At 35.4% G+C, this 26725-nt stretch carries 22 protein-coding genes, 3 tRNA genes and 2 pseudogenes; 18 read left to right on the top strand and 9 right to left on the bottom strand.

What is annotated here, in order from left to right; translation table 11 throughout:
• Positions 1–51 precede the first annotated feature (51 nt).
• The 7 genes from ABLO99_RS06495 (at position 52) to ccmE (ending at position 6977) form a co-directional block, all read left to right on the top strand.
• Positions 52–639 (top strand): NADH-quinone oxidoreductase subunit J, encoded by a 588-nt coding sequence (locus ABLO99_RS06495; RefSeq protein ID WP_349967289.1) that lies wholly within the window; start codon positions 52–54, stop codon positions 637–639.
• A complete protein-coding gene (gene nuoK / locus ABLO99_RS06490) occupies positions 630–938 on the top strand; it encodes an NADH-quinone oxidoreductase subunit NuoK (protein WP_349967287.1) in 309 nt (102 codons plus the stop codon). Before ABLO99_RS06495 ends, nuoK begins: the two co-directional genes overlap by 10 nt.
• Positions 935–2782, top strand: coding sequence for an NADH-quinone oxidoreductase subunit L (nuoL, locus tag ABLO99_RS06485; RefSeq protein ID WP_349967285.1), 1848 nt, complete (start codon positions 935–937; stop codon positions 2780–2782). The genes nuoK and nuoL overlap by 4 nt, the downstream gene beginning before the upstream one ends.
• 3 nt (positions 2783–2785) lie before the next feature.
• Positions 2786–4228, top strand: coding sequence for an NADH-quinone oxidoreductase subunit M (locus tag ABLO99_RS06480; protein WP_349967283.1), 1443 nt, complete (start codon positions 2786–2788; stop codon positions 4226–4228).
• Positions 4225–5589, top strand: coding sequence for an NADH-quinone oxidoreductase subunit N (locus ABLO99_RS06475; protein WP_349967281.1), 1365 nt, complete (start codon positions 4225–4227; stop codon positions 5587–5589). Before ABLO99_RS06480 ends, ABLO99_RS06475 begins: the two co-directional genes overlap by 4 nt.
• Before the next feature lie 17 nt (positions 5590–5606).
• Positions 5607–6467, top strand: coding sequence for a biotin--[acetyl-CoA-carboxylase] ligase (locus ABLO99_RS06470; RefSeq protein ID WP_349967279.1), 861 nt, complete (start codon positions 5607–5609; stop codon positions 6465–6467).
• A gap of 117 nt (positions 6468–6584) precedes the next feature.
• Positions 6585–6977, top strand: a complete 393-nt coding sequence (ccmE, locus tag ABLO99_RS06465; RefSeq protein ID WP_047759470.1) for a cytochrome c maturation protein CcmE — start codon at positions 6585–6587, stop codon at positions 6975–6977.
• Positions 6978–7053: 76 nt separating this feature from the next.
• On the opposite strand, the gene ABLO99_RS06460 is transcribed toward ccmE, so the two are convergent.
• The 3 genes from ABLO99_RS06460 to ABLO99_RS06450 form a co-directional block, all read right to left on the bottom strand.
• A complete protein-coding gene (locus tag ABLO99_RS06460; RefSeq protein ID WP_349967278.1) occupies positions 7054–7446 on the bottom strand; it encodes a hypothetical protein in 393 nt (130 codons plus the stop codon).
• Between the two features lie 95 nt (positions 7447–7541).
• Positions 7542–9362 carry a magnesium transporter MgtE N-terminal domain-containing protein gene (locus tag ABLO99_RS06455; RefSeq protein WP_349967276.1) on the bottom strand — a complete coding sequence of 607 codons (1821 nt, stop codon included), beginning with the start codon at positions 9360–9362 and terminating at the stop codon, positions 7542–7544.
• Between the two features lie 164 nt (positions 9363–9526).
• Positions 9527–9602 (bottom strand) — tRNA-Ala (locus tag ABLO99_RS06450).
• A 302-nt stretch (positions 9603–9904) separates the two neighbouring features.
• On the opposite strand from ABLO99_RS06450, the gene ABLO99_RS06445 reads away from it, so the two are divergent.
• Together ABLO99_RS06445 and nuoF are read left to right on the top strand one after the other, a co-directional pair.
• Positions 9905–9977 (top strand) — tRNA-Lys (locus tag ABLO99_RS06445).
• Positions 9978–9996: 19 nt separating this feature from the next.
• Positions 9997–11250, top strand: coding sequence for an NADH-quinone oxidoreductase subunit NuoF (gene nuoF, locus ABLO99_RS06440; protein ID WP_349968506.1), 1254 nt, complete (start codon positions 9997–9999; stop codon positions 11248–11250).
• A gap of 22 nt (positions 11251–11272) precedes the next feature.
• Here the strand turns inward: nuoF and infC are convergent, their stop codons facing one another.
• The 3 genes from infC to nuoI form a co-directional block, all read right to left on the bottom strand.
• Positions 11273–11791 (bottom strand): translation initiation factor IF-3, encoded by a 519-nt coding sequence (gene infC / locus ABLO99_RS06435; RefSeq protein ID WP_047759472.1) that lies wholly within the window; start codon positions 11789–11791, stop codon positions 11273–11275.
• A 12-nt stretch (positions 11792–11803) separates the two neighbouring features.
• Entirely contained in the window at positions 11804–13705 is a 1902-nt protein-coding gene (thrS, locus tag ABLO99_RS06430; protein ID WP_349967275.1) for a threonine--tRNA ligase, read from the bottom strand.
• Positions 13706–13890: 185 nt separating this feature from the next.
• A complete protein-coding gene (gene nuoI, locus ABLO99_RS06425) occupies positions 13891–14373 on the bottom strand; it encodes an NADH-quinone oxidoreductase subunit NuoI (protein ID WP_349967273.1) in 483 nt (160 codons plus the stop codon).
• A gap of 206 nt (positions 14374–14579) precedes the next feature.
• Here nuoI and mnmE point away from each other — a divergent pair, with 206 nt between their 5' ends.
• The 4 genes and pseudogenes from mnmE to ABLO99_RS06405 form a co-directional block, all read left to right on the top strand.
• Positions 14580–15908 carry a tRNA uridine-5-carboxymethylaminomethyl(34) synthesis GTPase MnmE gene (gene mnmE, locus ABLO99_RS06420; protein WP_349967271.1) on the top strand — a complete coding sequence of 443 codons (1329 nt, stop codon included), beginning with the start codon at positions 14580–14582 and terminating at the stop codon, positions 15906–15908.
• Positions 15909–15955: 47 nt separating this feature from the next.
• Positions 15956–16040, top strand: a tRNA-Ser gene (locus ABLO99_RS06415).
• Positions 16041–16210: 170 nt separating this feature from the next.
• Positions 16211–17221, top strand: a complete 1011-nt coding sequence (locus ABLO99_RS06410) for an NAD(P)/FAD-dependent oxidoreductase (protein WP_349967270.1) — start codon at positions 16211–16213, stop codon at positions 17219–17221.
• Between the two features lie 641 nt (positions 17222–17862).
• Positions 17863–18663 (top strand): annotated as a pseudogene (locus tag ABLO99_RS06405) (terminase); the annotation flags it as partial.
• A gap of 197 nt (positions 18664–18860) precedes the next feature.
• On the opposite strand, the gene ABLO99_RS06400 reads toward ABLO99_RS06405, so the two are convergent.
• On the bottom strand, positions 18861–20138 hold the full coding sequence (locus ABLO99_RS06400) for an IS4-like element ISWpi18 family transposase (protein WP_349966866.1): 1278 nt from the start codon (positions 20136–20138) through the stop codon (positions 18861–18863).
• A 101-nt stretch (positions 20139–20239) separates the two neighbouring features.
• On the opposite strand from ABLO99_RS06400, the pseudogene terL reads away from it, so the two are divergent.
• From terL to ABLO99_RS06385, 3 genes and pseudogenes are all read left to right on the top strand, one after another.
• Positions 20240–20881, top strand: a pseudogene (gene terL / locus ABLO99_RS06395) (phage terminase large subunit); the annotation flags it as partial.
• A gap of 117 nt (positions 20882–20998) precedes the next feature.
• A complete protein-coding gene (locus ABLO99_RS06390) occupies positions 20999–21787 on the top strand; it encodes an ankyrin repeat domain-containing protein (protein WP_349967268.1) in 789 nt (262 codons plus the stop codon).
• A gap of 175 nt (positions 21788–21962) precedes the next feature.
• The gene (locus ABLO99_RS06385; RefSeq protein WP_349967266.1) at positions 21963–23210 is read left to right on the top strand and encodes an IscS subfamily cysteine desulfurase; all 1248 of its coding nucleotides are present in this window, start codon (positions 21963–21965) and stop codon (positions 23208–23210) included.
• 48 nt (positions 23211–23258) lie between these two features.
• On the opposite strand, the gene rodA is transcribed toward ABLO99_RS06385, so the two are convergent.
• A complete protein-coding gene (rodA, locus tag ABLO99_RS06380; protein WP_349967264.1) occupies positions 23259–24362 on the bottom strand; it encodes a rod shape-determining protein RodA in 1104 nt (367 codons plus the stop codon).
• Between the two features lie 45 nt (positions 24363–24407).
• Positions 24408–25856 carry a proton-conducting transporter membrane subunit gene (locus ABLO99_RS06375; protein WP_349967262.1) on the bottom strand — a complete coding sequence of 483 codons (1449 nt, stop codon included), beginning with the start codon at positions 25854–25856 and terminating at the stop codon, positions 24408–24410.
• 64 nt (positions 25857–25920) lie between these two features.
• Here ABLO99_RS06375 and ABLO99_RS06370 point away from each other — a divergent pair, with 64 nt between their 5' ends.
• Together ABLO99_RS06370 and ABLO99_RS06365 are read left to right on the top strand one after the other, a co-directional pair.
• Positions 25921–26226, top strand: coding sequence for an NADH-ubiquinone oxidoreductase subunit NDUFA12 family protein (locus ABLO99_RS06370; RefSeq protein WP_349967260.1), 306 nt, complete (start codon positions 25921–25923; stop codon positions 26224–26226).
• Between the two features lie 2 nt (positions 26227–26228).
• Positions 26229–26684: an outer membrane lipid asymmetry maintenance protein MlaD gene (locus tag ABLO99_RS06365; protein WP_047759482.1), complete on the top strand. Its 456-nt coding sequence runs from the start codon at positions 26229–26231 to the stop codon at positions 26682–26684.
• Positions 26685–26725: the final 41 nt, after the last annotated feature.

Genomic DNA, 26725 nt, shown 5'->3' with positions numbered 1-26725 from the left:
TACAGCAATAATTACTTTAAGTTAGTAACTATTGTTGCAGTTAAAGTATCAATGCCCTTTTTCTTTTATTTTTTTGCAATTCTTAGCATTTTATCTGCTGTATGCGTAATCAGCGTAAGAAATCCTGTGCATGCAGTATTATTTTTAATTTTCACCTTCGTTAATTCTGCAGTTCTTTTTATTCTCCTTGGCGCTGAATTCATTGCTATGATGATATTGATAGTATACATCGGTGCAGTTGCAGTGTTATTCCTCTTTGTAGTTATGATGCTCGATGTTGACTACATAAGGTTGCGCCAAGGTTTTGCAAAGCATTTCACTCTTGGTGCTATATTATGTGTTGTGTTTTTTCTAGTCATCAGCTTTGTAATTAGCAGCTCAGCACCGAATATAAGCAATGTTATAAACTATAATACCAATAACGTGAAAGCTATCGGTAATTTGCTCTACACTGACTACATGTACGCTTTTCATCTTTCTGGTATTCTGCTGCTTGTTGCAATTGTCGGTGCAATTGCTCTTACTTTGCAGGACAAGAAAAAAGGAGTTAAAAAACAGAATATATTAAAGCAATTGACACAATCTTCATCTGTAAAATTGGTTAAGGCTAAATTTGGAAAAGGAGTGGAATGGAAATAGGATTAAATCATTTTTTGATGGTTGCTGCTGTTTTGTTTACTATTGGGGTGTGCGGTATTTTCATTAACCGTAAGAGCATAATCAACATACTGTTATCAATAGAAATATTACTGCTGGCAATTAATATCAACTTAGTCGCTTTTTCTGCCTTTATGAATGATATAGTTGGGCAAATTTTTGTGATGTTTGTGTTGACTGTTGCGGCAGCAGAGTCAGGAGTTGGACTTGCAATATTGGTTGTATATTATAGAAGTCGTGGCAATATAGATGTTGAACAAGCGAACTTAATGAAAGAATGATGGATATACTGAAATTAATAGTATTTTTGCCACTTTTTGGTTCACTATTTGCAGCACTTTTTAGAAAAAGTCAGTTAGTTACAACGGCAGGGATTGGAATATCTGCAGTTTTATCTTGGTATGTTTTTCTCACCTTCTCTGAAAACTATCATTTAGTTTTATTTCCTCTATTTTCATTAAGTGTATTAAAAGTAAATTGGGCAATTAGTGTGGATGCTCTCTCATCCTTAATGCTTATTGTTATTACCACCGTTTCACTAGTAGTCCACCTCTATTCTATCGGTTATATGAAGCATGATAAAGGGAAGTCGAGGTTTTTTTCTTACCTATCGCTATTTACGTTTTGCATGATTGTGCTGGTTGTAAGCGATAATTTCGTGCAGCTTTTTTTTGGCTGGGAAGGGGTTGGCCTATGTTCTTATTTACTCATAGGATTTTGGTTTCAAAAATATTCTGCAAATAATGCAGCAATTAAAGCATTTGTTGTGAATAGGGTAGGAGACTTTGCACTATTGATTGGGATCTTTCTCATTTATTATACATTTCACTCTTTGAAATTTACTGAAGTTTTTGACACAGCTGATCTTCTTGGCGCGCAGAACATTAGAGCATTCTGCTGTGAATTCAAAGTAATTCATATAATATGCATATTACTTTTTATTGGCTGTATGGGTAAATCTGCACAGCTTGGTTTACATGTTTGGTTGCCAGATGCAATGGAAGGGCCAACCCCCGTCTCTGCACTTATTCATGCAGCAACGATGGTAACAGCAGGTATATTTTTAATAGCAAAATGTTCTCCATTGTTTGAGTTATCAAATGTGGCACGAGAATTAATAGTTATTGTTGGTGCACTTACTGCTTTTTTTGCAGCAACCGTTGCGATTACTCAGAATGATATAAAAAAAATAATTGCTTATTCAACCTGCAGTCAACTTGGTTATATGTTCATGGCATGTGGGCTTTCTGCTTACAATGTTGCTATTTTTCATTTAATGACACATGCTTTTTTTAAAGCTCTACTATTTCTTGGTGCTGGCAATGTAATTCACGCAATGCATCATGAGCAAAACATTCAGGAAATGGGAAATTGCTGGAAGAAAATCCCTTGCACTTACACTCTAATGTGGATTGGGTCTCTTGCACTTTCTGGAATATTTCCATTTGCAGGTTTTTATTCAAAAGACTTGATAATTGAACATGCTTATAGCACGGATAGCTTTGCTTTTGTAATAAGCTTAGTTGTTGCATTCTTCACAGCGTTTTACTCTTGGAGGTTATTGCTTCTTGTGTTCCACAGCCAAAAACAAAGTAAAATTAATATACATGAGGCACCAAAGATTATGCTTATACCATTACTGATACTTGCTTTTGGATCGGTATTTTCTGGAGTGTGGGGAGCAAATATTTTGAACATAACTAGTAATACGTTTTGGAAATCAAGTTTAGTAGTTATTGACGAGCATGGAGTTCATAATTTCTTTATAAAACTACTGCCAACCTTAGCAAGCCTAAGTGGAATAGCACTTGCGTACCTAATTTACCAATATCAAGTAATTAGGCAAATTAAGAGTAAATTTTTACTTAAGTTCTTGCAGAATAAATGGTACTTTGATGAGGTGTATGAGTTTGTTATAATTGTACCAATAAGGTTTATATCTAAGCTCCTATGGAAGTTTGATGTTAAGGTTATTGATTCATTTGGACCAAATGGTGTTGTAGGGTTGGTTAATGAATGTTCAAAAAGTTCTATAAAGTTACAAACTGGTTATATATTTGATTATGCATTTATTATGTTTGTTACTTTAATAATCGGTGCTTTATATATTATTGGAATTAAATAGAAGGTGTTGTTACTTAGTATATTCTTGCTTCCACTGATAGGAGCGTTGATTTTATCCTCGATCAGGATTAATCATCAATCTATACACCTAAGATTCCTTGCCCTATTTTTTGCTGTACTTCCATTTTTGCTTAGCATTGTAGCTTATATAGAATTTGATTATAACAATGCGGACTTTCAGTTTGTCAGCTATCCAATCAAGAATGTAGGAATAGGGATAGATGGTATATCGTTGTTTTTCCTTCTGCTTACAACTTTCTTGTTTGTAATTTGTATACTCTACAACTGCAAAATGAGTTATACGACCCTAAAAGCCTATATGGCATTGTTTCTACTGCTTGAGAGTTTTGTAGTTGGTTTTTTCGTTTCACTGAATGCTATAAGCTTTTATGTGTTTTTTGAAGCTGTTTTAATACCAATGTTCTTTATTATTGGCATTTGGGGAGGGAAGCAAAGGGTATATGCGACGTTTAAGTTGTTTCTTTATACATTAACTGGCTCATTATTATTTTTACTTGGGTTGGTATACATCTATAGTGTTTTTGGAACGTTTAGTATACAAAAATTAGCTACATTAGTGCCAAGCCTTGATCTTGAAGTGCAGTCATTGCTGTGGATTGCATTTTTTATTTCTTTTGCAATAAAAGTACCGATGTTTCCATTTCACACTTGGCTTCCTGATGCGCATGTGCAATCACCAACTTCTGGATCTGTGATTTTAGCTGGCTTGCTTATTAAAATGGGAGGGTACGGATTTTTAAGGTTTTCTATTCCAATGCTTCCTCAGGCAAGTTTGTATTTTTCAAATTTCGTTGTTGTGCTGAGCATTATTGCGGTGATATATGCTTCTCTAGTTGCGTTTGCTCAAGATGATATAAAGAAGTTAATAGCTTATTCTTCAATAGCACATATGGGGATCGTTACCGCTGGCCTCTTTTCATTTTGTGAGGAAGGAGTACTGGGTAGCATATTTCAAATGATTAGTCATGGCCTTATTTCTGCTGCTTTATTTTTGTGTGTTGGAATGCTATATACTCGAATTGGAACTTTGAAGATTGCAAAGTATTTTGGCATAGTAAATACAATGCCAAAATTTGGTTTTATGTTTATTTTGTTTTCAATGGCTTCAATAGGGCTACCTGGAACATCTGGGTTCATAGGTGAGTTTTTGGCCATGGTTGGAATGTTTAAGAGCATAGGTTTTTTTACAGGATTTATCGCACTTGGCACTATTTTAAGCGCAGTTTATATGCTGAATTTATGTAAGCAAATAATATGGGGGGTTAGCTGTTCTAAATTACTAAATAACCGCTTGGATAGCATAGAACTTTCTGTCTTAATTCTGCTTGCAGTGGTTGTTATTTTGCTTGGATTCTACCCAACCCTTGCACTGAATTATTTGAAGCCATGTATGGCAAATTTGTTAGTCAAATATAATGCGCTATGAATTATATACAGATATTGCCGGAAACGTTCTCTATTATCTCCTCGTTAGTGTTGCTACTGCTTGGAATTATATTTAACCGCCGAACTATCAACTTATTAGCACTTGGCTGCACAGTGATAACTTTGATTATTTTAATTATTTCGGCAGAAAACAATGAAATTTTTCTCTTTAATTCGTTGTTAAAACTCAATTTATACATCAGGTCAGCCCAAGGGTTAATTCTCAGCACAGGAATTTTAATACTTTTGATGCTGAATTTATCAAAATATGACTATAAATATGAATTTTCAATACTGATTCTTTTTGCGCTATTTGGCATGATAACTTTGGTTTCAGCAAATAGTCTGATTTCTTTTTATTTAGCTTTTGAGTTGATGAGTATATCTTTGTATGTTCTTGCGAGCTTTAATAAAGATTCAGCTTATTCATGTGAAGCAGGAGTGAAATATTTTACACTTAGTGCACTATCTTCCTGCATTATGCTATATGGAATGTCGCTGCTTTATGGATATACAGGACAAGTCAATTTCTCTGAGCTCGGTTCATTCTTGCAAAGCCATCAGATAACTTATGGAATAGTTTTTGGGTTAGTTTTTATCCTTATTGGTTTGTGTTTCAAGCTTGCTATTGCTCCTTTTCATATGTGGGCTCCAGATGTCTATCAAGGTGCACCTACCATAGTAACTGCGTTTTTTTCTACGGCCCCAAAAGCTGCACTTGTAACATTTTTAATTCGATTGATGAATGAAGAGTTAGTAAATGTAAAAAGTTATGTTCAGCCTATTTTCTTATACGTTTCAGCATTGTCTGTGCTTATCTCAGCTTTTGGGGCCTTGCGTCAGCAAAACTTAAAAAGGCTGCTTGCTTACAGTTCAATTGGTCACATTGGCTTTATATTTGCTTCACTTTCTATTTTTACACAAGCAGGAACAGATAGTGCCTTAATGTATCTGGTGATATATATCATCACAAGCATAGGGCTATTCTCATATCTCGTACAAATTGACGATGATGATTGTGATATTGCAAATTTATCTGGTATAGGAAAAAAGCAACCAATTTTAGCATTCCATCTTTCTGTACTGTTACTCTCGATGTCGGGAATACCTCCACTTGCAGGTTTTATCGCTAAATTTTTTATATTCAAAAGTTTAATAAATTCTGGCTTTATCAGCCTGTCTTTGATCCTTGTAGTGGCAAGTGTTATATCATGTTACTATTATCTAAATATCATAAAAGTTATGTATTTTGATAAAGCTGGTGTTAATAAGGTTGCTTATTCTAAGGGTCTATTCATTATCACTTCAGTGGCTTCACTGATCAACCTCGTTCTTTTCTTGTACGTTTTACTCACTCATTGAACTAAAGGGCTGACAAGGTGATCCCTGAGGGCTTTCATATTTATCATTACAAAGAAGTTTCAAGCACTAATAGAGAAGCATTAGATTTAATTGATAAAGGAATATCTAATGAAACTATTATTATTGCCGATAAACAAACAGAGGGTAGAGGGCGCACTGGAAAAAGCTGGATTTCTCCAGAGGGTAATCTCTATGCAAGTTTGATAGTAAACCTCTTTAACGATTATCTAAGTGAAAATCAGCTTTCGGTGTCATTCCAGCGCGTGACGCTGGAATCTAGGAATAAAGAAGCCTGGTCAAGCACTGGGATGACATCGGATGATACTGGGATAACAGTAGGCTTAATGAGTCAAGTTAAAGACATCAGCAAATTAACAGAATTGACTTTTGTTACTGCTCTTGCTGTCGAAAATACGTTACTGTCATTTGTAAGCGACAGTAACATTCAACATAAATGGCCAAATGACATTCTAATCGATGGCAAGAAAATAAGTGGAATATTGCTTGAAAAAAGATCCAATTCGAATTGGCTTATTGTAGGAATTGGAATTAATGTCAATCATGCACCACTTCCAGAAACAACGTGTATTAGCAATTACGGTGAGTCTGTGTCTAACATAGATCTATTAGAGAAATTAATAATAAATTTTAATAAGCTAAGAAAGCAATGGCTGTTTGATGGGTTTCATGCTATAAGAGAAATGTGGCTCACAAGAGCATTTAAGCTGAATAAGCAAATCAGTGTAAAGTTAGCTGACAAATTGTATGAAGGAATTTTTGCTGATATAGATAAAAGTGGTAAATTGGTGTTGCAGCAAAAGGATGGAAGCTTAATTTATTTTGATGCAGGTGAGTTGTTTATTGATAATGCATTATGAATACATATGTAATTTTTGCTTACCTTATTAGTTTCACGCTGATTGCTGGAGAGCTAATTTTTACCATTTCTTGCTATACTAAAAGTAAAAAAATTCTAGAAAGCCTGAAAGATAATAATGAAGAAGAAACATAAGCGATTACTTATAACTTCAGGAATTTTCTGCTTTTTAAGTTGTGCAGTTTTTTTTATTTTAACAACGCTCAAAGAAAATATCTCATTTTTCTATACAGTAAGTGAGGCAATAGTTTTACCAAATAGTCAAAAGCCAATCCGTGTTGGTGGAATGGTTGTTGAAAATAGCGTGATACGCAACGAAAGTGAAGTGATTTTTCAAATGACAGATTTTAACAAAAGCGTTGTGGTAAAATACCAGGGAATACTTCCACCGATGTTTTCGGAAAAAAGCGGTATTGTCGTGCAAGGTAAAATGTCTGATAATAGTACCTTTCTTGCAGATACGGTGTTTGCAAAACATGATGAGAACTATATGCCAAAAGTTTTAAAATAAACTCCCTAACCCCAGCTATACCTAAATAGTATGTGGAGAAAGCAGCAACCTGCTAGCAAGCTGTTACCTCTTTATATTAAAACAATCCGTTCTCTTCGCCAGTAACATGGAATACTGGAGGAGCTGCTAATGGAGGAGCAATATCTTCGAAAGCTTGTTTTAAATCACTGAGATCTTTTACTAAACCACTCTTTTGATCACCAACATCTTCAATTAGTTTTGCAACTTTTTTCTCTTCATCTGTTAATATCGTATTTAACTTATCAATGAGGTTTTGATTTATACTATCGACCATCTCATTAATAACATTTTGAACATGAGCACCTACTATAGCTCTTGTTAGTTGTTGCTCCGTGAAGTTTTTCCCCTGGCTTTTTAGCTTGAAAGGTCCAATGATATTAACTTTTTGCTCATTGTTTTCTGTTGCAAAACCTTGTACATTGTTTTGTAGACTTTTATCTGTTCTCATATGAGTTACCTCCATAACATTATTAATAATTAAACTAGCTGCTACTCTCATCAGACAACCTTTTTCCAAACTCGTAAGCACTGGCTTACAAGTACTCAGATTTCATGGTAAGCATATTCTTCGACTGCTATAAATTCAGTGTTAGTATCTTGGGAAATACGGGGTGATGAACGCAAACTTTCCAACGCTTCGCTGTACACAGGTGGCGGTAGAAGTTCTTCTAGCTTCTCATAAACCTCTTTTAGCTTTTCATTTTGCTCGTCAAGTTTACCTTTTAATGAATCAATAATAGCTTGAGATTGATCTTTATTGCCAAGATCACCAATCACAGCTGTTACTTTCTCATAAGGCAGCTTGTGAATAATCTCTTTAAGCTCTTCTACGCCTACGTTATCCAAAAGTTCTTTAAACTGCTCATTAGACATATTGCGAGCAAAAGCTTGAAGTTTGTCTGGGTTATCAGCTAAAGACTTGATGATAATCTGAATCTTATTAGAATCAGTTAAATCCTGAGCAATTGCTTCAAGTTTCTCATGATCAAGCTTATTAACTAAGTCTTTCAGTTGTTCTTCTTGCAGACTATTTACTAAAGCTTTCAACTGATCACCTTCTAACTCTTTGGAGAGTATTGTCAAGTGGTGCTCAGCCAAGTCTTTTGCAAGCACTGTAAATTGTTCGTTATTTAAAGTTTTAATAAGTACTTTGAACTGATCCACTTTTAAGTGAGGTAAAATTTCTTTTACTTGCTCTGGACGTAAGTCTTCCACTAGGGCTCCAAGCTGAGCACCACTTAAAATAGGAACAATTATTTGTAATTTTTCTGGATTTAGTTCCTGAGCGAGAGTTTGTAATTGGTGATTGGTTAGATGATCCACTAAAGCTTGGAGTTGATTATCTGTTAAATTCTGTACAAGAATCTGCAATTGCTCGTTACTAAGAGCATTGGCAAAAGTCTTTAATTGGTTTTCTGTTAGGTCCTTAATAAAAAATTTAGTAAATATATTTGATGATATTATTTCTTTCAAATTACTATAATCATTATATAATATACTATTGTTCAGCACTATACTTTCTACGAGGAAAGTAGGAGTTTGAGGATTTTCATCTTCCACAGGATTTCCTCGGCTATCTGATAGGTAAAGTTGATAATCATTACCGCTACCTTCAAGTGTAATATATTCGCATTCCTGTGGGGCTACAAAAATACAAAAAGATCCTTGTAATAATAGCATTTTTATGTCTACCAAATTGCCATTAAAGTATGCAAGAGAGAGGCCTGGTATTGAAGCAATTTTATTATTTGTTTGGTCATATACACTAGTGAAAGGATAATAAGACATTATCCCTCCCTTGAACTCTGGTATAACGGCAAGGATTTCTTCACGTGCAGGATCAGATAAAATAGAGAAGTTGTTTGTATCGCTAAGGCTTTTTTTTGCTGATTCAAAATCAAAGCTAGAGTCAGTTCTAATTTTAGATTTTATGCAACATTCACCTGACTCTTTATCGAATATACTTAATGAATAACTTTTGCCTTTTATCGGAGATGGTACTTCCTCTAATTCCACTCTAGCAAAATCTTTATCACTATCATCAACATGTTTATCTTGTTTGATTGTACAGAGGTTTAGTTTTTCTCCATCTTCTTTCAGACACAACATTTCTTTAGTATACTTACCATTATACACTGTAGTTCGTTTAATTTGGCACATCTGCAAGGGTAAACTTAGTTCTATAAATTTACTTTCATCATCTAACGCTTCAAAATTCACTTTAGCAAGATTGTATTCAGAATGTTCTATATACCCCCTATCACCGTGAAATGATCTTGGAACTCCTTCAAAAATAGAGATGCCGTTAATATCGGAAATCTGATCTCCAGGCACTATCTTGAAAATATGTTTTTCACCACTCATAAATATTATTTAATAAATTTAATTATAGTTATTCTAACATTTATTGATTAACTTATGATTAAGTTGATATATACTGGAATGATAATAATAGATATCACTAGAGGATTAGTATAAAACCCCGATGAACTAAATAGACTGACTTTATGGTATATTGAAACCTATATTGGTGGAGGCAAGCGGGATCGAACCGCTGACCTTCTGCGTGCAAAACAGATGCTCTACCAGCTGAGCTATACCCCCACTTGCTTAAAGCATAAATCACTCAGGCTGAAATGCAAGAAATATTTATCTATTGCTAAATAGTTAACAAATTCTGCAGTTATGTATAATTCGCTATCTTTTTGTCTTTTCAGATTTGTAATCACTCTACAAGCTTTCCAAAATGAATCTGTAAATTGAAATTTAACAAGAAGTTTTCCTTCAAAAATTCTTAATTAAATTATCACTAACGCAGTATATTTATTTAACCACACATGAAAATTTTAGTTTGATTAAAATGGATAAAAACTATATTACTGTTTAGTACAGTTGAAAAATGAAATGATCCCGTAGCTCAGCCGGTAGAGCAACTGACTTTTAATCAGTGGGTCACGCGTTCGAATCGCGTCGGGATCACTCACAAATTTTGAAAAACATGCTAAAAGAACAAGACAAAATATTCACCAACCTAAATGGTAAAGAAACTCCACTACTTGAGGGTGCAAAAAAACGTGGTAGCTGGCAAAAAACAAAGGAGTTACTAGATTTAGGATCAGAAAAGATCATTGATGAAGTAAAAAAATCTGGCTTAAAAGGTCGAGGGGGTGCAGGATTTCCCACCTACCTTAAGTGGAGCTTTATGCCCAAAAATCCTCCAAAAGCATATTTAGTAGTCAATGCAGATGAGTCAGAACCTGGTACATGTAAAGATAGAGATATATTACGATATGAGCCACATAAGTTACTTGAAGGAATTCTCCTGGCCGGCAGAGCGGTCAGCGCATCAGTTGCGTATATTTATATCAGGGGTGAGTTTTATAAAGAATATTTAGTTCTAAAAAATGCGCTTAAGGAAGCCTATGAAGAAAATTTAATTGGAAAAAATGCCTGCAAATCAGGCTATGATCTTGATGTGTTTATCCATAGGGGTGCAGGAGCTTACATATGTGGGGAAGAAACAGCTCAACTCGAATCAATTGAAGGAAAAAAGGGCTTTCCTCGCATGAAACCTCCATTTCCTGCAGGTGTTGGGCTTTTTGGCTGCCCAACCACAATAAACAACGTTGAAACTATAGCCATGGTTCCAGATATTCTGAATCGCGGAGGAGAATGGTTTGCATCTCTTGGTAAACAAAATAATACTGGTACCAAGGTCTTTTGTATTTCAGGACACGTAAACAATCCGTGTAATGTTGAAGAAGAGCTCGGAATTCCACTACGTGAATTGATTGAAAAATACGCAGGTGGAGTGCGAGGAGGTTGGAATAATTTACTTGCTGTAATACCTGGTGGGTCTTCAGTGCCATTAATTCCAAAATCTATATGCGATACTATTGAAATGGATTTTGATTCATTAAAAGCTGCACAATCAGGGCTTGGTACTGCTGCTGTAATAGTGATGGATAAATCAACTGATATAATAGCTGCAATAGAGAGGTTATCACACTTTTATATGCATGAGTCCTGTGGCCAATGCACACCATGCCGTGAAGGTACTGGATGGATGTGGAGGATTACAAGAAGGATGGTAGCAGGAAATATTAAACTTGATGAAGTAGATAAGCTACTTGATCTTACAACTCAAATAGAAGGACATACAATTTGTGCACTTGGTGATGCTGCAGCTTGGCCGATTCAAGGATTAATCAGGCATTTTCGTTATATAATTGAAGAGAGAATAGTAACTTAACCTATACTTTTAAGTCGTTTTGCTACTTAGCAGCCAGAGCTAAAAAATATTGATTCCCTTCCCTTTTAGGTGTTAATTCTACCTTTGCAATGTCTTCAGTATCTCTAATTAATCGTTCTAATTTTTCCAACCCAACCTCAGTATTTGTAAGTTCTCTACCTCTAAACCTCATTGTGACTTTAATTTTATGTCCATGCGTAAGAAAATCCCTTGTTTGACGCAATTTTGTTTCGTAGTCGTGATCACCAATATTAGGACCCAGTTTAATTTCTTTTGTAGTTAATGCTTTTTGTTTCTTTTTTGCTTCACTTGCCTTCTTTTTTATATCATACTTTTGTTTACTATAGTCCAGTATTTTACATACTGGAGGGGTTGAATCAGGTGCAATTTCTACCAAATCTAAACCGACATTCTGAGCAGATGCCAAAGCTTGTTCTATTGGAACAATTCCGATCATTTCACCATTATGATCAACTAAGCGTACTTCCTTAGCTGTGATGAGTTCATTAATTCTGTTTTTATTGTTCTTTTTAACTTGCAAATTTTAGCTCCATTAACTCAAATTAATACTTTTTAACAGCAATTCAGTAACCTTCTCCAAAGAAAAAGACTCCTGTTTTTCTAATCCCAAATTCCTCACTGACACAGTTTTACTTGCAACTTCATTTTTACCTATAATCCATAATATAGGAACCTTGTTTGAACTATGCAAGTGTATCTTATAACTAATTTTTTCATTGGTCAAATCAGTCTTGACTCTCACACCTTGTTCTTTTAAAATACTGCTAATTTCTGTGGCGTAACCGTCAGCCTCATTTGTAATGGTCAGAATAGCAAGCTGTGTTGGAGCAAGCCACAGTGGAAATTTTCCTGCATAATGCTCTATTAGAATTCCAATAAAACGTTCAAAAGCTCCAAGAATTGCTCTATGTATCATAACAGGGTGGTGCTTTTGCCCATCTGCTCCTATATAAAAAGCTCTGAGCCGCTCTGGTAAAATAAAATCAACCTGTAACGTACCACACTGCCAGCTTCTTCCTATTGCGTCCTTTAGAACAAATTCTAACTTGGGACCATAAAACGCACCTTCACCTGGACTTGGTTCATAACTTAAGCCCGCTTCTTTAACAGCTTCAAGCAGCGCTTTTTCAGCCCTATCCCACACTTCATCTGTTCCAGCTCTCACATCTGGACGGTCTGAAAATTTCACAGAAATTTCATTGAATCCAAGCTCTGAATATACTTCTTTTAAAAGGTCACAAAACTTTACAGTTTCAGAATTTACTTGTTCTTCCATACAAAAAATGTGTGCATCGTCTTGCGTAAAACCACGCACTCGCATCAGTCCGTGCAATGAACCTGAACTTTCATTCCTATGGCACATACCAAATTCTGCCATACGCATCGGTAAATCACGATAGCTTCTGGTGTGAGAATTAAAAATCTGCACATGACAGGGGCAATTCATGGGTTTTATTGCTAGCTTTTTACTTTCAGATTCATCAACAATAAACATATTTTCACGAAATTTATCCCAATGTCCTGACTTCTCCCACAGCTCTTTACTTACTAAAATAGGAGTTTTTACTTCAAAATAGCCATTACTTATCAATTTCTTTCTTATATAAGACTCAAGAACATTATATAAAGTATATCCCTGTTCATGCCAAAAAATCTGCCCAACAGCTTCTTCTTGAATGTGAAATAAGTCCATATCCTTGGCAATTTTGCGATGATCACGCTTTTCTGCTTCTTCCAACCGCGCTATATAAGCATTTAATTCATCTTTATTTCTCCATGCCGTTCCATATATGCGCTGCAACATGGGACCTTTCGAGTTACCACGCCAATATGCTCCTGCAACTTTCATAAGTTTAAACGCTTTAACTCTGCCAGTTGAAGGAGAGTGCGGACCACGGCATAGGTCTACAAAATCGCCTTGTCTATAAACAGTTAGGTTTTCACCCTCTGGTATGGATGAGATAATATCAATCTTATATTTTTCGCCTATGCTGCTAAAAAAGTCAATTGCTTGCTTACGAGTCCAAACTTCTCGGACGAATCTGTGGTTACTTTTTATAATTTCCTTCATTTTTTTTTCTATTGCAGCAAGATCGTCCGTGGTAAAGGCACGATCTGTAGCAAAATCATAGTAGAAACCATCCTGAATTGTTGGCCCAATAGTAATCTGAGTATTAGGAAAGAGTTCTTTCACTGCCTGAGCCATTATATGAGCAGCATCGTGTCTTATTACGTCCAAACCCACTTCGTCACTGAGCTGTATTACCTCTATCTCTGTGTCAGATTCAATTTCACGTGAGAGATCATATAACTCACCGTTTACTTTCAATGCAACTGCTTCTTTCAAAGCATCCGGTTGTAATATATCAAAGCCAGTAACTCTACCACTGTATTCTTTTACTTTTTGTTCGGTTGAAAAGGTAACTTTTATCATTCATCAGACCTTTTGTCATCCCAGTGCGTGACACTGGGATCCATGTTTCTTTTTTTTCTAGATTCCAGCGTCACGCGCTGGAATGACACCAAAAGGTGAGCTACTGATCTTTCACTTAAATAACAGCTGTACAAGAGATCTATTACATACTTGCTGTAAGAAGTTTTAATTGTTGACATACCTAGTTAATAATACGGCCTATTCTTTTTCAATCTGAGTGCAATTACATCCTCCCAAATTTCACCATTACGCAATAATTTTTCCTTATTATACATTAACTCTTCTCTTGTTTCTGTGGCAAATTCAAAATTAGGGCCCTCAACAATTGCATCAACAGGACACGCTTCTTGACAAAGCCCGCAATATATACACTTTGTCATATCAATATCATAACGCGTAGTGCGGCGAATGCCACCTTCCCTTTCCTCTGCTTCAATAACTATTGCTTGGGCAGGACAAATAACCTCACATAATTTACAAGCTATGCATCGTTCTTCACCGTTTGGATACCTACGCAACGCATGCTCACCACGAAACCTTGGACTTAAAGGGCCCTTCTCCATAGGATACCTCAGTGTGACTTTCGGTTTGAACATGTATTTCAATGTAATAGCGAACCCTTTAATCAACTCTACAAAAGACCAATACCAAGCTAATTTCTTGAGCATAAAATATTTAAAAGCTGCATTTATAATTATAATTCATATTATCAGTTTTCAAAATAAATATTTTCATCCGAGTGACCTTTACAGTTTTTTATATAATGTATTTATTAATATGATATTACTATAAACTAGCAAGATAGATAAAAATTTTGAATATTTTCAAATTAGGTATTTTGGTTTCTTAAATTGCTAAGTAGTTTATATGAATAATGACAAACACAAATGAAACTATTTTCGCTTTATCGACCGTATTTGGTAAGTCAGGAGTTGCAGTAATTAGAATTTCAGGCGAATACGCGCTTAAAGCTTTAAATCATTTTCATATTAAGAAAGAAATTAAACCAAGGCTTGCTACTTTAGTTGATCTATATGATGATTCCAATCAATTGATAGATAATGGAATAATCATCTATTTCCCCGCTCCAAACAGTTTTACTGGCGAGGATGTTATAGAGTTACAAGTGCATGGAAGCAAAGCAGTCGTAAAAATCATCTTGGAGGAATTATCAAAAATTTTCGTTACGGCCAGGCCTGGAGAATTCTCACTTAGGGCTTTTCTAAATGGTAAATTTGACTTAACGCAAATAGAAGGAATTGCAGACTTAATTAATGCTGAGACGAAAATGCAAGCTAAACAAGCGATTAAGCAGATATCAGGAGAATTGGAGAGACTATACAGCAATTGGAAGCAAAGATTGATAACGATACAATCCAAAATCGAAGCGTATATAGACTTTCCAGAAGATATTTGGGCAGAAAAAAATGAATTGGAAAAAATTAGTAATGAAGTGCAAGCTCTTGTGCGGTTGATACAAGAGCATTTAAATGATAATAGACGGGGTGAAAGGTTGCGTGAGGGTTTACACGTTGTAATAACTGGTGAACCAAATGTTGGTAAATCAACGCTGTTTAATTTCTTGGCCAAACGTGATATTGCTATTGTTTCTGAATATGCAGGCACAACAAGGGATGTGCTTGAAGCTCATATTGACATTGGCGGATACCCAATCATTCTATCTGATACTGCTGGAATTCGTGAAAGTTCAGATCCAATAGAATCAGAAGGCATAAGTCGAGCAAAAAAGAGGTCTTTTGAAGCTGATTTAAGAATAGAACTGTTTCCTTTTGAACAACGTTATAATGTCAATTGCAACGTTGTAAATAGCGATACTATTTATGTATTGAGCAAAGCTGACAATGCAATTAATGAGAGAAATACACTGATTGGCGATGTAGATTTTCTATCTATTTCTATTCTAAAGGGAATAGGTACAAACAAATTGATCTCTCTTATAAAAGAGAAGGCAGAGGAAAAATTTGGGCATGATAGAGACACTCCTGTAATTACTCGGCAAAGACATAGGGGTCACATGCAGAAGGCGCTAGAACATTTACAACGTTTTAATATCGATAATCCAATTGAGTTGATATCTGAAGATTTGAGGCTTGCTGCATTTGAACTTGGTGCAGTAATTGGGGTTATTAATGTTGAGGAAATATTGGATAGTGTGTTTAGCAGTTTTTGTATAGGTAAGTAAGATTTTTATAGATTGCTTGAAATTAAATATTGTGGTAGAAAAGAGGTGGACGGATGGCCGAGCGGTTTAAGGCACCAGTCTTGAAAACTGACGTACGGAAACGTACCATGGGTTCGAATCCCATTCCGTCCGCACTTACTTCTCAGACTCACGATGTTAGTTAATTTTTAGAGCTTATTTAGATGGTTCGTAACGCTGTAAATCTTATCTAATCTAGCTACGTCTTTTTAAAATACATCCCTTTGTAAATTGACCTTATTAGCAAAGAAAGTTAATATCTATAAATAGATTACCATCTGAATATGGAAACCGATATAGTAATAATAGGTGCAGGGCCTGTTGGAATATTCACTGCTTTTCAAGCGGGAATGCTTGATATGAGATGTCATATAATAGATATTTTGGATCAAGTAGGAGGACAATGCACAGCTCTTTACTCAGAAAAGCCAATATATGATATACCTGGTTATCCTGTAATTACTGCTCAAAAATTAATCGAACAATTAATGAAGCAGGCTTCACAATTTAAGCCTATTTACCATTTAAATCAAAAAGTAGAAAAGATTTCGAATAACTGCAATCAAAGCTTTATTATCATAACTAATACAGGCACAGAGGTAAAATGTAAGGTTGTTATTGTTGCTGCAGGTAACGGAATGTTTGAACCTAACCGTCCACCCTTAAGTAATATATTAGAATATGAAAATAAATCTGTATTTTACAGTGTAAATAAAATTTCTGATTTTCAGGACAAAACTATAGTCATTGCAGGGGGGGGTGATTCTGCAGCTGATTGGACTGTAGAACTCTCTAGAGTTGCAAAGAAAATTTATGTGATACATCGAAGAAAAGAATTTCGCTGCACTCCTGAAACTAGAAATAAATTAGAAACACTTGAAATTGATGGAAAAATAGAACTTGTAGTGCCATATCAATTACATGAACTAGCCGGAAATGACGGGCAGTTGATCGCAGTGATAGTAAAAAACATTGCCTCTAAGGAAGAAAAAGAAATATCCGCTGATTTTTTGCTGCCATTTTTTGGATTATCAATGAATCTTGGTCCAATAAACAATTGGGGTATACAGTTAGAACATAGCCGCATAGTTGTCGACCCAGCTACACTTAGAACCAGTAGAGATAGGATATATGCAATCGGAGATATAGCTACTTATTCAGGCAAACTCAAGTTGATACTAAATGGTTTTGCTGAGAGCGCAATGGCTTGTTATGACATATACAAAGTAATTCACAACTCTCCAGTTAACTTTCAATATTCAACTTCAAAGGGAATTCATGGAAATAAAGAGTAAGGACATTCATGAACCTGCATGCAGTTATCTCAAGCATAAGGGAATACAAACGAAAAAGATTACTTTACAAACCTCATCAGTCTCCTTATCATGACAATAAGAGTATTTATCCTTGTTTTTGGGCTCAACGACAAAATTCAGTAAAAAACTCAGATATTTATTGGCAAATTACATAAAATTATAGCGGCTGCATGTCTTTTTTATTTTTTCTACATTCAGCCAAAACGCGCTTATTTTAAGCGTTAGCACATTATTACAATGCCAATTTACATTATTATAGGGTCAAAACTCGTTACACGGGGGTTCTTTTGCCTTTTTTCGCTTGGTAAATTTTTTAATATTTGTAGCTAAAGTAATTTTAGAGAGATGTTATGTAAGTAGCTGACACACAGCTGTACGAGCATTCATTTTTGAAGGTAAATTGCATAGCAAAGGTGTCATCCCAGTGCTTGACACTGGGATCCATCTCTTAATACAGCCTCATCAAAAATGTTGTGTTTTAACATAAAATTAGCTGCTTCTATGCTCATAAACTTAATATCCAATCAAATTTCCTGGATCCCAGTGTCAAGCACTGGGATGACAACAAAGAAGCTGACACCACCGTAAAGTAGATTTCAGTAACACTATAGGAGACTAATATGAACTTTTTAAAATTTATTGAACTATGCTTTCAAACGGTAATGCCAGGGTGTGAGTATAACAATTATCAGTATATAAAAATTATAGCAGACAGGCTTGAAGCAGCAGGCACTGGTGAAGTAAAGCGAATAATATTCAATATGCCTCCGCGCTCGATGAAGTCTATGTGCGTGAGTGTTGCATGGCCCGCATGGATACTAGGGAATCAGCTAACCGCAAGAATAATAGTTGCAAGCTATTCTCAGCGGCTTAGCGAAAAGCATTCGCTCGACACTAGGTGCGTGATGCAGTCTAGTTGGTATAAAGCGCTATTTCCAGAGGTAGAACTATGCAAAGACCAAAACACTAAATACAAATTTCAAACAATGCAAAGAGGATGTAGGATTGCAACATCTGTTGGTGGAACATTGACTGGTGAAGGTGGAGATTTTATCGTCGTAGATGATCCACTGAGTTCCTCTCAAGCTTTGAGCGAGACGTTTAGAAAACGTGCCACAAATTGGTTTGATCAGACTTTAGTAACTAGGCTCAATAATAGAAAAAAAGGAGTTATTGTTGTTGTAATGCACAGACTACATCAGGAGGATTTGACTGGGCATCTTCTCTCCAAACCAAGAAATATATGGCATCATATTTGTTTGCCAATGATTTCTGAAAATAAGGAAATTATCTATTCAATCAAAAGATCAATTCTCCCTTCTCCTGTTTCTATTATTCAAGTAACTACAAATGAGTGCAAAAGCTCAACAGGCGCTACATCTTCAAGGATTTTATACTTAAAAAAGGAAGGTCAGCTGCTATCACTGCCATTAAGTTAAGGGAAAGAGAAGTTAAGATTGGACAAAAAATTTGAAGCGATTGATAATTATGGTAAATACTAGGGTGAATTTTTAAGAAAAGGGAGTCTGAAAAGTGCAAGTTATTTAAAAAAGTAATAATTGCAGGTTATTTTGCAAAGAATGTACTAATGCAATGATACTGAAAAGATATCTTGAATTTAAAACACATGTTTTCTAGCTCTTTTCTGGTAGTTGAGTGAACGAATATCAGATATCTTATGACGATCAACTCTTCTCCCTTTTCTTACCACTAAAGTGTTCATCAAAAATAACTGTGATAGTCGATCCATAATGCAGTCTATGTCTGACTCTGTAGAAAAAATATCAAAGGCTAAGTTTTTAATCGCATTAAATGAGACAGATTTATTGATGCTTTTTTTTAGTTTACTATTCTGTGCGCTCAATGTCTCTTCATCATCTTCTATCATGATACTTTCTAGATTACTGATGAAGATAGTTGACCAAAAATCCTGCTTGATAGTTTCAATACTTTTTCCTGTGAAATTCTCTAAATTTAATCTTCCCTTCAGCCTAGAAAAAAATGTTTCTACTCCCCAGCGCAAGTAATATAATCTCTCAAACTCTTCGACTGTAAAACTTTGCTCATCTAACAGAGATGTTACTAACACTTCAACTTCTCCAGAAGAAAGTATTATTTTGACTAACCTGAATTTCATCTCATCAGGTAATCCTAGCTTTCGTAGCTGTCTTGCTACTTTAATAGGTGCGGTAGACACTACCACCATACTAGATGGGCTTTCCGGCTTAAACATAGCGTTTATTTCATTGAAAGACGAACTTGGACAGCGAATTATATAATTGATTTTCCTTCCTGTAAGCTCAGCAAGAAATCGATAAGATACGTATCCTCTATCACAGATTAACAAATCGTCTGATTTTATGGATTCAAGCATACCGATCGCTAAATCAACCTCATAGCTGTCACCTCTACTTAGCACAGATTTTATTGCAATATTATTTAGCACATCGTAGCAAACTTCAAAGGTTGCACTTGTATAGTCTTCAAATCTCTGGATTCCATTCCATACTGCTCTTGAGCCAAACTCGCCTATTATTTTGTCGCTCTTTGGCAGAATCAGTATTGAAGCATCAAATGCAAGTACTCTGAAGCCATGGTGGGTTTTAAATTCCTGATCTTGGTAGTATAGGGAAACTATATCATCATTTAACTCTGAAAACGCAGTATGCTTTAGCTTCTTTCTTGCTTGAGTAAATGCACTTGCCGTAATTGTGTAATCTTTTCTTGTATGCAGAACAAACTCATTAAGCATTACTTGTAATGACTTTACACTCTTTCTAAAAATCAGGAGAAATACATTAATGAAGGGCAGCTTTCTTTTTCGTGAGAAGTCTTTTGAGGATGCTCTGTGTGCGTTTATAAAGTTTAAACTCATCAATTTATTTTTTATAAACATGATTATTCTTTTTTTTACTCATGTCATTACTTCTTTTAATTTGTGGATCTTACCTGATTTTACAATACAGTCCATCACTTTCCCTTAACTTAATGGCAGTGCAGCTGCTATATCCCCTAGATGGAGGAGAAATTGAAATGATAAAGGCTGAACTTGGGAGTTACGCTTTTGCTGCTCAATATCAACAAAATCCTCTGCCACTTTCAAGTGGTATAATTAAGCAAGAATGGTTGAAACGCTATAGAAATTTTCCTGACAATCTCTCACATATAACTCAGAGCTGGGACACTGCGGTTTCAACAAATGATTCTAGTGGCTTTAGTGTCTGCACTACCTGGACAAAGGTAGATAATAAGTTTTATTTACTCGATGTGTACCGTGCGAAGCTTGAGTATCCAAAACTTAAAGAACAAGTTCTGTCACTAGCTTCAAGATGGAAGCCACACGCAATTTTAATCGAAGCAAAAACGAGTGGTCAGCAATTGATTCAAGAGCTAAAGGCAATACCTGTTATCGAGATAGTGCCGCATAACAGTAAGCTCGCTCGATTCCACCAGATTGTTCCGATAATAGAATCTGGCAAGGTTTTTCTGCCACACCAAGCAGTATGGCTGAGCGACTTTGAGTATGAGATTTTGATGTTTCCAGAAACCCGCCACGACGATCAAGTAGACAGCACCGTGCAGTATCTGCAGTGGATGAGAGACAGTAGCTCGCGAGTTGCAGCTATACGAAGGTTGTGATTTAAGAAACAATAAGAGCGTATCTAAGCTTAATTATTAGCTCATTTAAAATAAATATTTATTTTCTAGCATGATATGTAATAATCAAGTATATTAATCAAAGCTAGAGGCAAAGTTATGACAATAAGTTTTCTAAATTGGAACACATTATTGAGTTCAGTTAGTGCTGACAAAAATTTAAGCAAAGATAACGTAATTGAAAAAATACAAAATAGGCTAAAAAGGCATTCAAAGAAATATTATGAAGAGTGGGAAAAATCTGGCTTTGATATAAATTATGTGTATAAAAATGTTGGAAAAGTGACTCTTTTGCATTTAGCTGTTTCCTGTAACCTAGAAAATATAACAAATGCTCTCATAGAAAAAGGTGCAAATGTTGATGAAAAAGATTGTGATGAGAAGACTGCTTTGCATTATGCTGCTGAGAATCGTTACAAAGACATAGTAAAGGTTTTAATCCAAGTAGGAGCAAATGTTGATGTGCAACATTTATATGGAACTCCTTTACATTATGCTGTTTCTTATTGTCGCAAAGAGACAGTAGAGGTTTTACTCGAAAAAGGAGCAAATGTTAATGCAGTAAATACACATGGAATGACTCCTTTAGATTATGCTAAGGGTCAAAACGTAGAAGTTCTATTAAAGGCAGGAGGACGTTCTTTTGTGAAAGCATTTAATAGAGGGGTTGCTGCCGCTGTAGAAACTGCATTATTAGTTGCTGCTATAGCAGCGGTGCTTTTTGCAACTGGGACAATTGCGATACCTATAGCTATAGCAGTGGTTGCAGTTATAGCACTAGCAGTTGGTGGTGCTACATATATGATGTTAAAGCCTGATACTCAAGTTGATAAACCAATCTTAACAAATGGACAGCAAGAAGCTGCTAGCGCTAGTAGGGTTGCCTAGCGCGTATTCGACCTACCAGTGTCAAACACTGATCATAGGGAATGACATTTTACAGGGGCACTGGAATAACATAGGAGAGAGCGCTGACAACTTTCGTTTAGGCAAGATTATATCTTGAAAAAATTAAGCTTTAGTGCTATTAAATAGTTGTAAATTTTGTCTCTGTGGTAGCTTTATGAATGTTGAAAGTAAAAAAATACATGATGCTAAAATAAAATTACCAATATTTCTTGATTATCAATCTACTACTAAAGTGGATCCCCGCGTTTTAGAGGTGATGATACCTTACTTTGGTGAGTTCAGTAATGCACACTCTCGTAGCCATTCATTTGGTTGGACAGCTGAGGAAGCAGTAGAAAAAGCAAGGAAACACATTGCTGACTTGGTGAACGCAGAAAGCAAAGAAATTGTCTTTACCTCGGGTGCAACCGAATCAAATAACATGGCAATCAAAGGCATTGCTCACTTTTATAAAAATAAGGGAGATCATATAATAACTGTTTGCACAGAGCATAAGTGTGTTTTGGATTCTTGTCGGCATCTGGAAAATGAAGGCTTTAAAGCTACATATTTGCCCGTTAAGCAAAACGGAATTATAGATTTGTTGAAACTTGAGGAGGCAATCACTGATAAAACAATTCTGATTTCAGTGATGATGGTGAATAATGAAATCGGAGTAATGCAACCTGTCAAAGAGATTGGTGCAATATGTAGAAAATATAATATATTTTTTCATACAGACGCTGCTCAAAGCTTTGGAAAAGTTCCAATAGACGTAAATGAAATGAACATTGATCTTATGAGCCTTTCTAGCCATAAAATTTATGGACCTATGGGAATAGGTGCATTATATGTTCGTAGAAAAAATCCTCGAGTTAGATTGACACCACTAATTAGTGGTGGTGGACAGGAGAGAGGCATGCGCTCTGGTACAGTTCCAACTCCCCTCGCAGTTGGTTTTGGTGAAGCGGCACGTATCGCTAAAGAAGAAATGGAAACAGAAGCAAGCAAATTAGAAGAACTGAGAGATATTTTGTACAACAAAATAAAAGAAGCATTTCCTGATGTTGTTTTAAATGGTGACTACGAAAATAGGATTCCAGGTAACCTTAACTTAAGTTTTCCTTATGTTGAGGGTGAGTCTCTTATCATGGCAATCAAGGATTTAGCAGTAAGCTCTGGTTCTGCATGCACATCTGCATCCCTTGAGCCTTCTTATGTCATAAGATCACTAAACAATGGCCACGATCTTGAGCATTCATCAATTAGATTTGGCCTTGGCCGATTTACAACTAAAGATGAAGTTCTATATGCAGCAGATCTTGTTACTAAAAATGTTGGACGGCTAAGAGAGATGAGCCCACTTTTGGAAATGGTACAAGAGGGAATAGATTTAAGCACCGTAAAATGGGATTCTCATTGAAGAATAAGACGTTAACCATTAGCAGAGTGATGGTTGTCTAAGCTCTTTCTATGGGTGAAATCGGAAACTTAGCTTTAAGTCCTTTGTAGATGATACGGAACTAAGTAGCAGTCCTATACATATTAAGCTCGCAGCAGTTGTGCTTCCGCCATAGGATAGAAATGGAAGTGGGTCACCTATTATAGGTAATAGGCCTATTGTCATTCCAATGTTTATAAAGAAATGAGCACCAAAAAAGGCAAAAATCCCGATAGATGTTAACTTAGAAAAATAATTTTTTGACCTGTAAGCGATAGAGAATATTATAGCGAGCAATGTGGTATAGAGTAAAATCAAAGTCATGCTGCCTAAAAAACCCCATTCTTCGCTCAGCACTGCAAAAGCAAAATCTGTACGCTTTTCTGGCAAAAATCCAAGTTGAGTTTGACTTCCGTTAACAAAGCCCTTACCAAACAAACCTCCTGAACCAATAGTTATTTGAGATTGCTGTGCATTATAACCTATTCCAAGTGGATCCACTGATGAATCCAAAAACGATAATATCCTTTGCTTATGATAAGGGCGCAAAAAAGGCCAAATAGCTGGTATTGCGAAAATGCCAAGTGTTCCAAAAATTATTAAATGAGATCTTTCCATTATTGCTGTGAATATAATTGATGCTCCTATAAAAAACATTATCACAGCTGTGCCTAAATTAGGTTGCTTCAATACCAGAAATACAGGTAAGAAAATAATTATAAGCGGCTTAAATAAGCTTTGAAATTTCATCATTTTATACACACTTTGTTTATTAAAATAACAAGCAAGTGCAAGTATTAAGCCTACTTTTGCAAATTCTGATGGTTGCAAGCTAATTGAACCAATTCTTATCCACCTTGTAGCACCCATTATGTGCGAACCAAAAAAATTTACTGCTAACAGCGCAATTACTGCTGCTATATAAAAAAAATAAGCGTGTTTCAAATAAAAATCTAGTTCTATAAATGACATAGCTATAGCAAGTAAAAAGAAGAAAGAGAATATGACCAATTGATGAATTGCAAATGGAGCCCACTTTCCTCCAGCAGAAGAATATTGAACAACAATGCCAACGCAAAACAGAGCTATTACGTTAATGACTAGTAATAAGTGAATCTTCTTTAGCTTATCCACAGCGAAAACTTTACAGACTTTGAGGTATAATAAAACATAAGAAAATCAAAAAGCAAATTTATCAATCACTAATCGAATTAGATTGCTATATATCCCAGTTATTACCGTTAAAGTTGCCATAAACAATGGGCAAAAGAGCATAAGGAATGGCACCTCGTTAAGTGTCACTCCAACGTTTGATTCTGTACTGTTTTCAAAATATATTTTCTCTACCATTCTCCACATATATATTAGTGCAAGAAAAGAGCCAGCAGCAAAAACTGTAAGGGAAGTCCATGCATGAGATTCGATAATTGCTTTCATCATATACCACTTACTTACAAAGCCATTTGTCAAAGGTACACCGATTAATGCCAAACTAAGTAGAGTAAATGCAAGTGTTGTATAAGGCATTGACTTTTTTAGTCCTGACAAATTTTCTATCTTTGTCATACCAAATTTATAAGAAATACACCCTGCAGTCATAAATAAAGACGTTTTTATCATGCTGTGATTTACTATGTGAAGAATTGCTGCAAATAAACCTGCTTTTGAATTTAAACCCAGCATTAAAATTATATAGCCAATCTGACTGATACTGGAGTGAGCAAACAGTCTTTTTATATCTTTTTCGGTTATTGCAGATATTGATCCAAATACAATAGCGCAAAGTGCGAGGATAATTATCACATTATGCAGTGGTAAGAAAAAATTTTGCTGGAAAACAGTATAAAAGATTCTGATAAAAACATATATCATCACTTTTGTCACTGTGCCTGAAAAGAATACGCTAATGAAGCTTGGTGCTTCACTATACGCATTAACTAGCCATTTACTGAGTGGAAACAGTGCCATCTTGATCGAGAGACCAACAAAAATGAACAATGTACCAAGTCTTATGATGTTATTATCGTATAATGGCACTATCCTTTCAGCCATGTCTGACATGTTGAGCGTTCCCGTCATAGAGTACAAAAGTCCGATGCCAAATAAGTAAAATGTTGCTCCCACAGTACCACTAATTAGATATTCAAATGCTGCAACTAGGGCTTTCTTATCCCTTCCCATTGAAACTAGGACATAGGAAGAAAGAGATGAAATTTCTAAAAAGACATAAAGGTTGAATATATCATTTGTTACTAAAATCCCAAGTAGTCCACTTAAGCACAGTAAAAATAGAGAATAAAAACCAGTGATTTTGTTTTCGCTAATCTCTTTTTCATTAATATGAAAGCTATAAAGCACACTAATTAATGCTATAAAATTCACCAAAGTTAGAATCAAGGAGTTTAATACGTCGATTCTTAACTCTATTCCATACGGAGGAGCCCAATCTCCAAGGTAATAAGTTATAATTTCACCATTGTATGTTTTTATGAGCAGCATCAATGAGATCAAAAAAGTAGCTGTTGTTGCGGTAAAAGAAATAAACCAAGATATCTTGTGCCTCTTGGCAAGAAAGCAAAACATTGACGCAATTATTGGTATAATCACTTGTAGAATTGGTAATTGCATTAAACTATTGTTAATACATCGTTAAAGTATTAGTATATATAATACTTTTTATTTTAATACCTTTATGTTATCTAAAATTTATAATGCAGTAACAAACCTATTACGAAGAAAAGGTAAACTTATAGGGGGGGGCGAAAACGGAAATTCTTACTATGAATCAAGTAAAGGAAAAAGATGGGTGACATACGGAAATATTTCTGAGCCAACAACAATTTCTCCAGAATGGCATATATGGCTGCATTATACCGATAATGCAGTACCAGTTAACAATAAAAAGAGAAAAATTCCTAATTTAACGGGTACAAAAGATGCATACTACCCAAACCAAAAGGTGAAAAACTACTATGAAAGCTGGAATCCTAATAACTGAAGATGCAAAGGTCAAATATACTTGAAATAACTGCTGGGTCATTTGTATTAATTTTCACTATTTTTCTTATCTTCTTTGCCATTGACAAGCTATCTTACATAAAGAAAAATTATAAGGATTGCTATAAAATACATGGCCTTTTTACTGATGCTAACGGTGTAGGAGTCGGCGATAGCGTTAAAATTTCCGGCGTAGGTGTTGGAAGCATAACTGGTGTATCACTTGATAAAGCTACCTACATAGCGCGAATCGATATGTGCATAAGCAGAGATATAAAATTGCCAGTTGATAGCTCAGCTCTAATCACTAGCAGTGGAGTTGTTGGCAGTAAGTTTGTTAATATAACACCTGGCGCAGATCCCAAATTAATTTCACACGGTGGTAAGATAGTGCATACTCAAGCTGAAGCAAATATGGGAGGAATAATGGATAAAATTATTGGTATGTTTACGAAGTGAAAATGGCAGAATTCCAAGTTTATCCGTTCAGTTGAAGCCTC

The organism is Wolbachia endosymbiont of Armadillidium arcangelii, from assembly GCF_040207875.1.
Taxonomy (GTDB): Bacteria; Pseudomonadota; Alphaproteobacteria; order Rickettsiales; family Anaplasmataceae; genus Wolbachia.
The sequence above is the reverse complement of the archived record's forward strand: the minus strand, read 5'-3'. Positions and strand labels throughout refer to the sequence as shown.

Coding starts and splice junctions, on each gene's coding strand:
- ABLO99_RS06495 (WP_349967289.1), top strand. CDS start 52: ATGCCCTTTTTCTTTTATTTTTTTGCAATTCTTAGCATTTTATCTGCT.
- nuoK (WP_349967287.1), top strand. CDS start 630: ATGGAAATAGGATTAAATCATTTTTTGATGGTTGCTGCTGTTTTGTTT.
- nuoL (WP_349967285.1), top strand. CDS start 935: ATGATGGATATACTGAAATTAATAGTATTTTTGCCACTTTTTGGTTCA.
- ABLO99_RS06475 (WP_349967281.1), top strand. CDS start 4,225: ATGAATTATATACAGATATTGCCGGAAACGTTCTCTATTATCTCCTCG.
- ccmE (WP_047759470.1), top strand. CDS start 6,585: ATGAAGAAGAAACATAAGCGATTACTTATAACTTCAGGAATTTTCTGC.
- ABLO99_RS06460 (WP_349967278.1), bottom strand. CDS start 7,446: ATGAGAACAGATAAAAGTCTACAAAACAATGTACAAGGTTTTGCAACA.
- ABLO99_RS06455 (WP_349967276.1), bottom strand. CDS start 9,362: ATGAGTGGTGAAAAACATATTTTCAAGATAGTGCCTGGAGATCAGATT.
- nuoF (WP_349968506.1), top strand. CDS start 9,997: ATGCTAAAAGAACAAGACAAAATATTCACCAACCTAAATGGTAAAGAA.
- thrS (WP_349967275.1), bottom strand. CDS start 13,705: ATGATAAAAGTTACCTTTTCAACCGAACAAAAAGTAAAAGAATACAGT.
- nuoI (WP_349967273.1), bottom strand. CDS start 14,373: ATGCTCAAGAAATTAGCTTGGTATTGGTCTTTTGTAGAGTTGATTAAA.
- mnmE (WP_349967271.1), top strand. CDS start 14,580: ATGACAAACACAAATGAAACTATTTTCGCTTTATCGACCGTATTTGGT.
- ABLO99_RS06410 (WP_349967270.1), top strand. CDS start 16,211: ATGGAAACCGATATAGTAATAATAGGTGCAGGGCCTGTTGGAATATTC.
- ABLO99_RS06400 (WP_349966866.1), bottom strand. CDS start 20,138: ATGTTTATAAAAAATAAATTGATGAGTTTAAACTTTATAAACGCACAC.
- ABLO99_RS06390 (WP_349967268.1), top strand. CDS start 20,999: ATGACAATAAGTTTTCTAAATTGGAACACATTATTGAGTTCAGTTAGT.
- ABLO99_RS06385 (WP_349967266.1), top strand. CDS start 21,963: ATGAATGTTGAAAGTAAAAAAATACATGATGCTAAAATAAAATTACCA.
- ABLO99_RS06375 (WP_349967262.1), bottom strand. CDS start 25,856: ATGCAATTACCAATTCTACAAGTGATTATACCAATAATTGCGTCAATG.
- ABLO99_RS06370 (WP_349967260.1), top strand. CDS start 25,921: ATGTTATCTAAAATTTATAATGCAGTAACAAACCTATTACGAAGAAAA.
- ABLO99_RS06365 (WP_047759482.1), top strand. CDS start 26,229: ATGCAAAGGTCAAATATACTTGAAATAACTGCTGGGTCATTTGTATTA.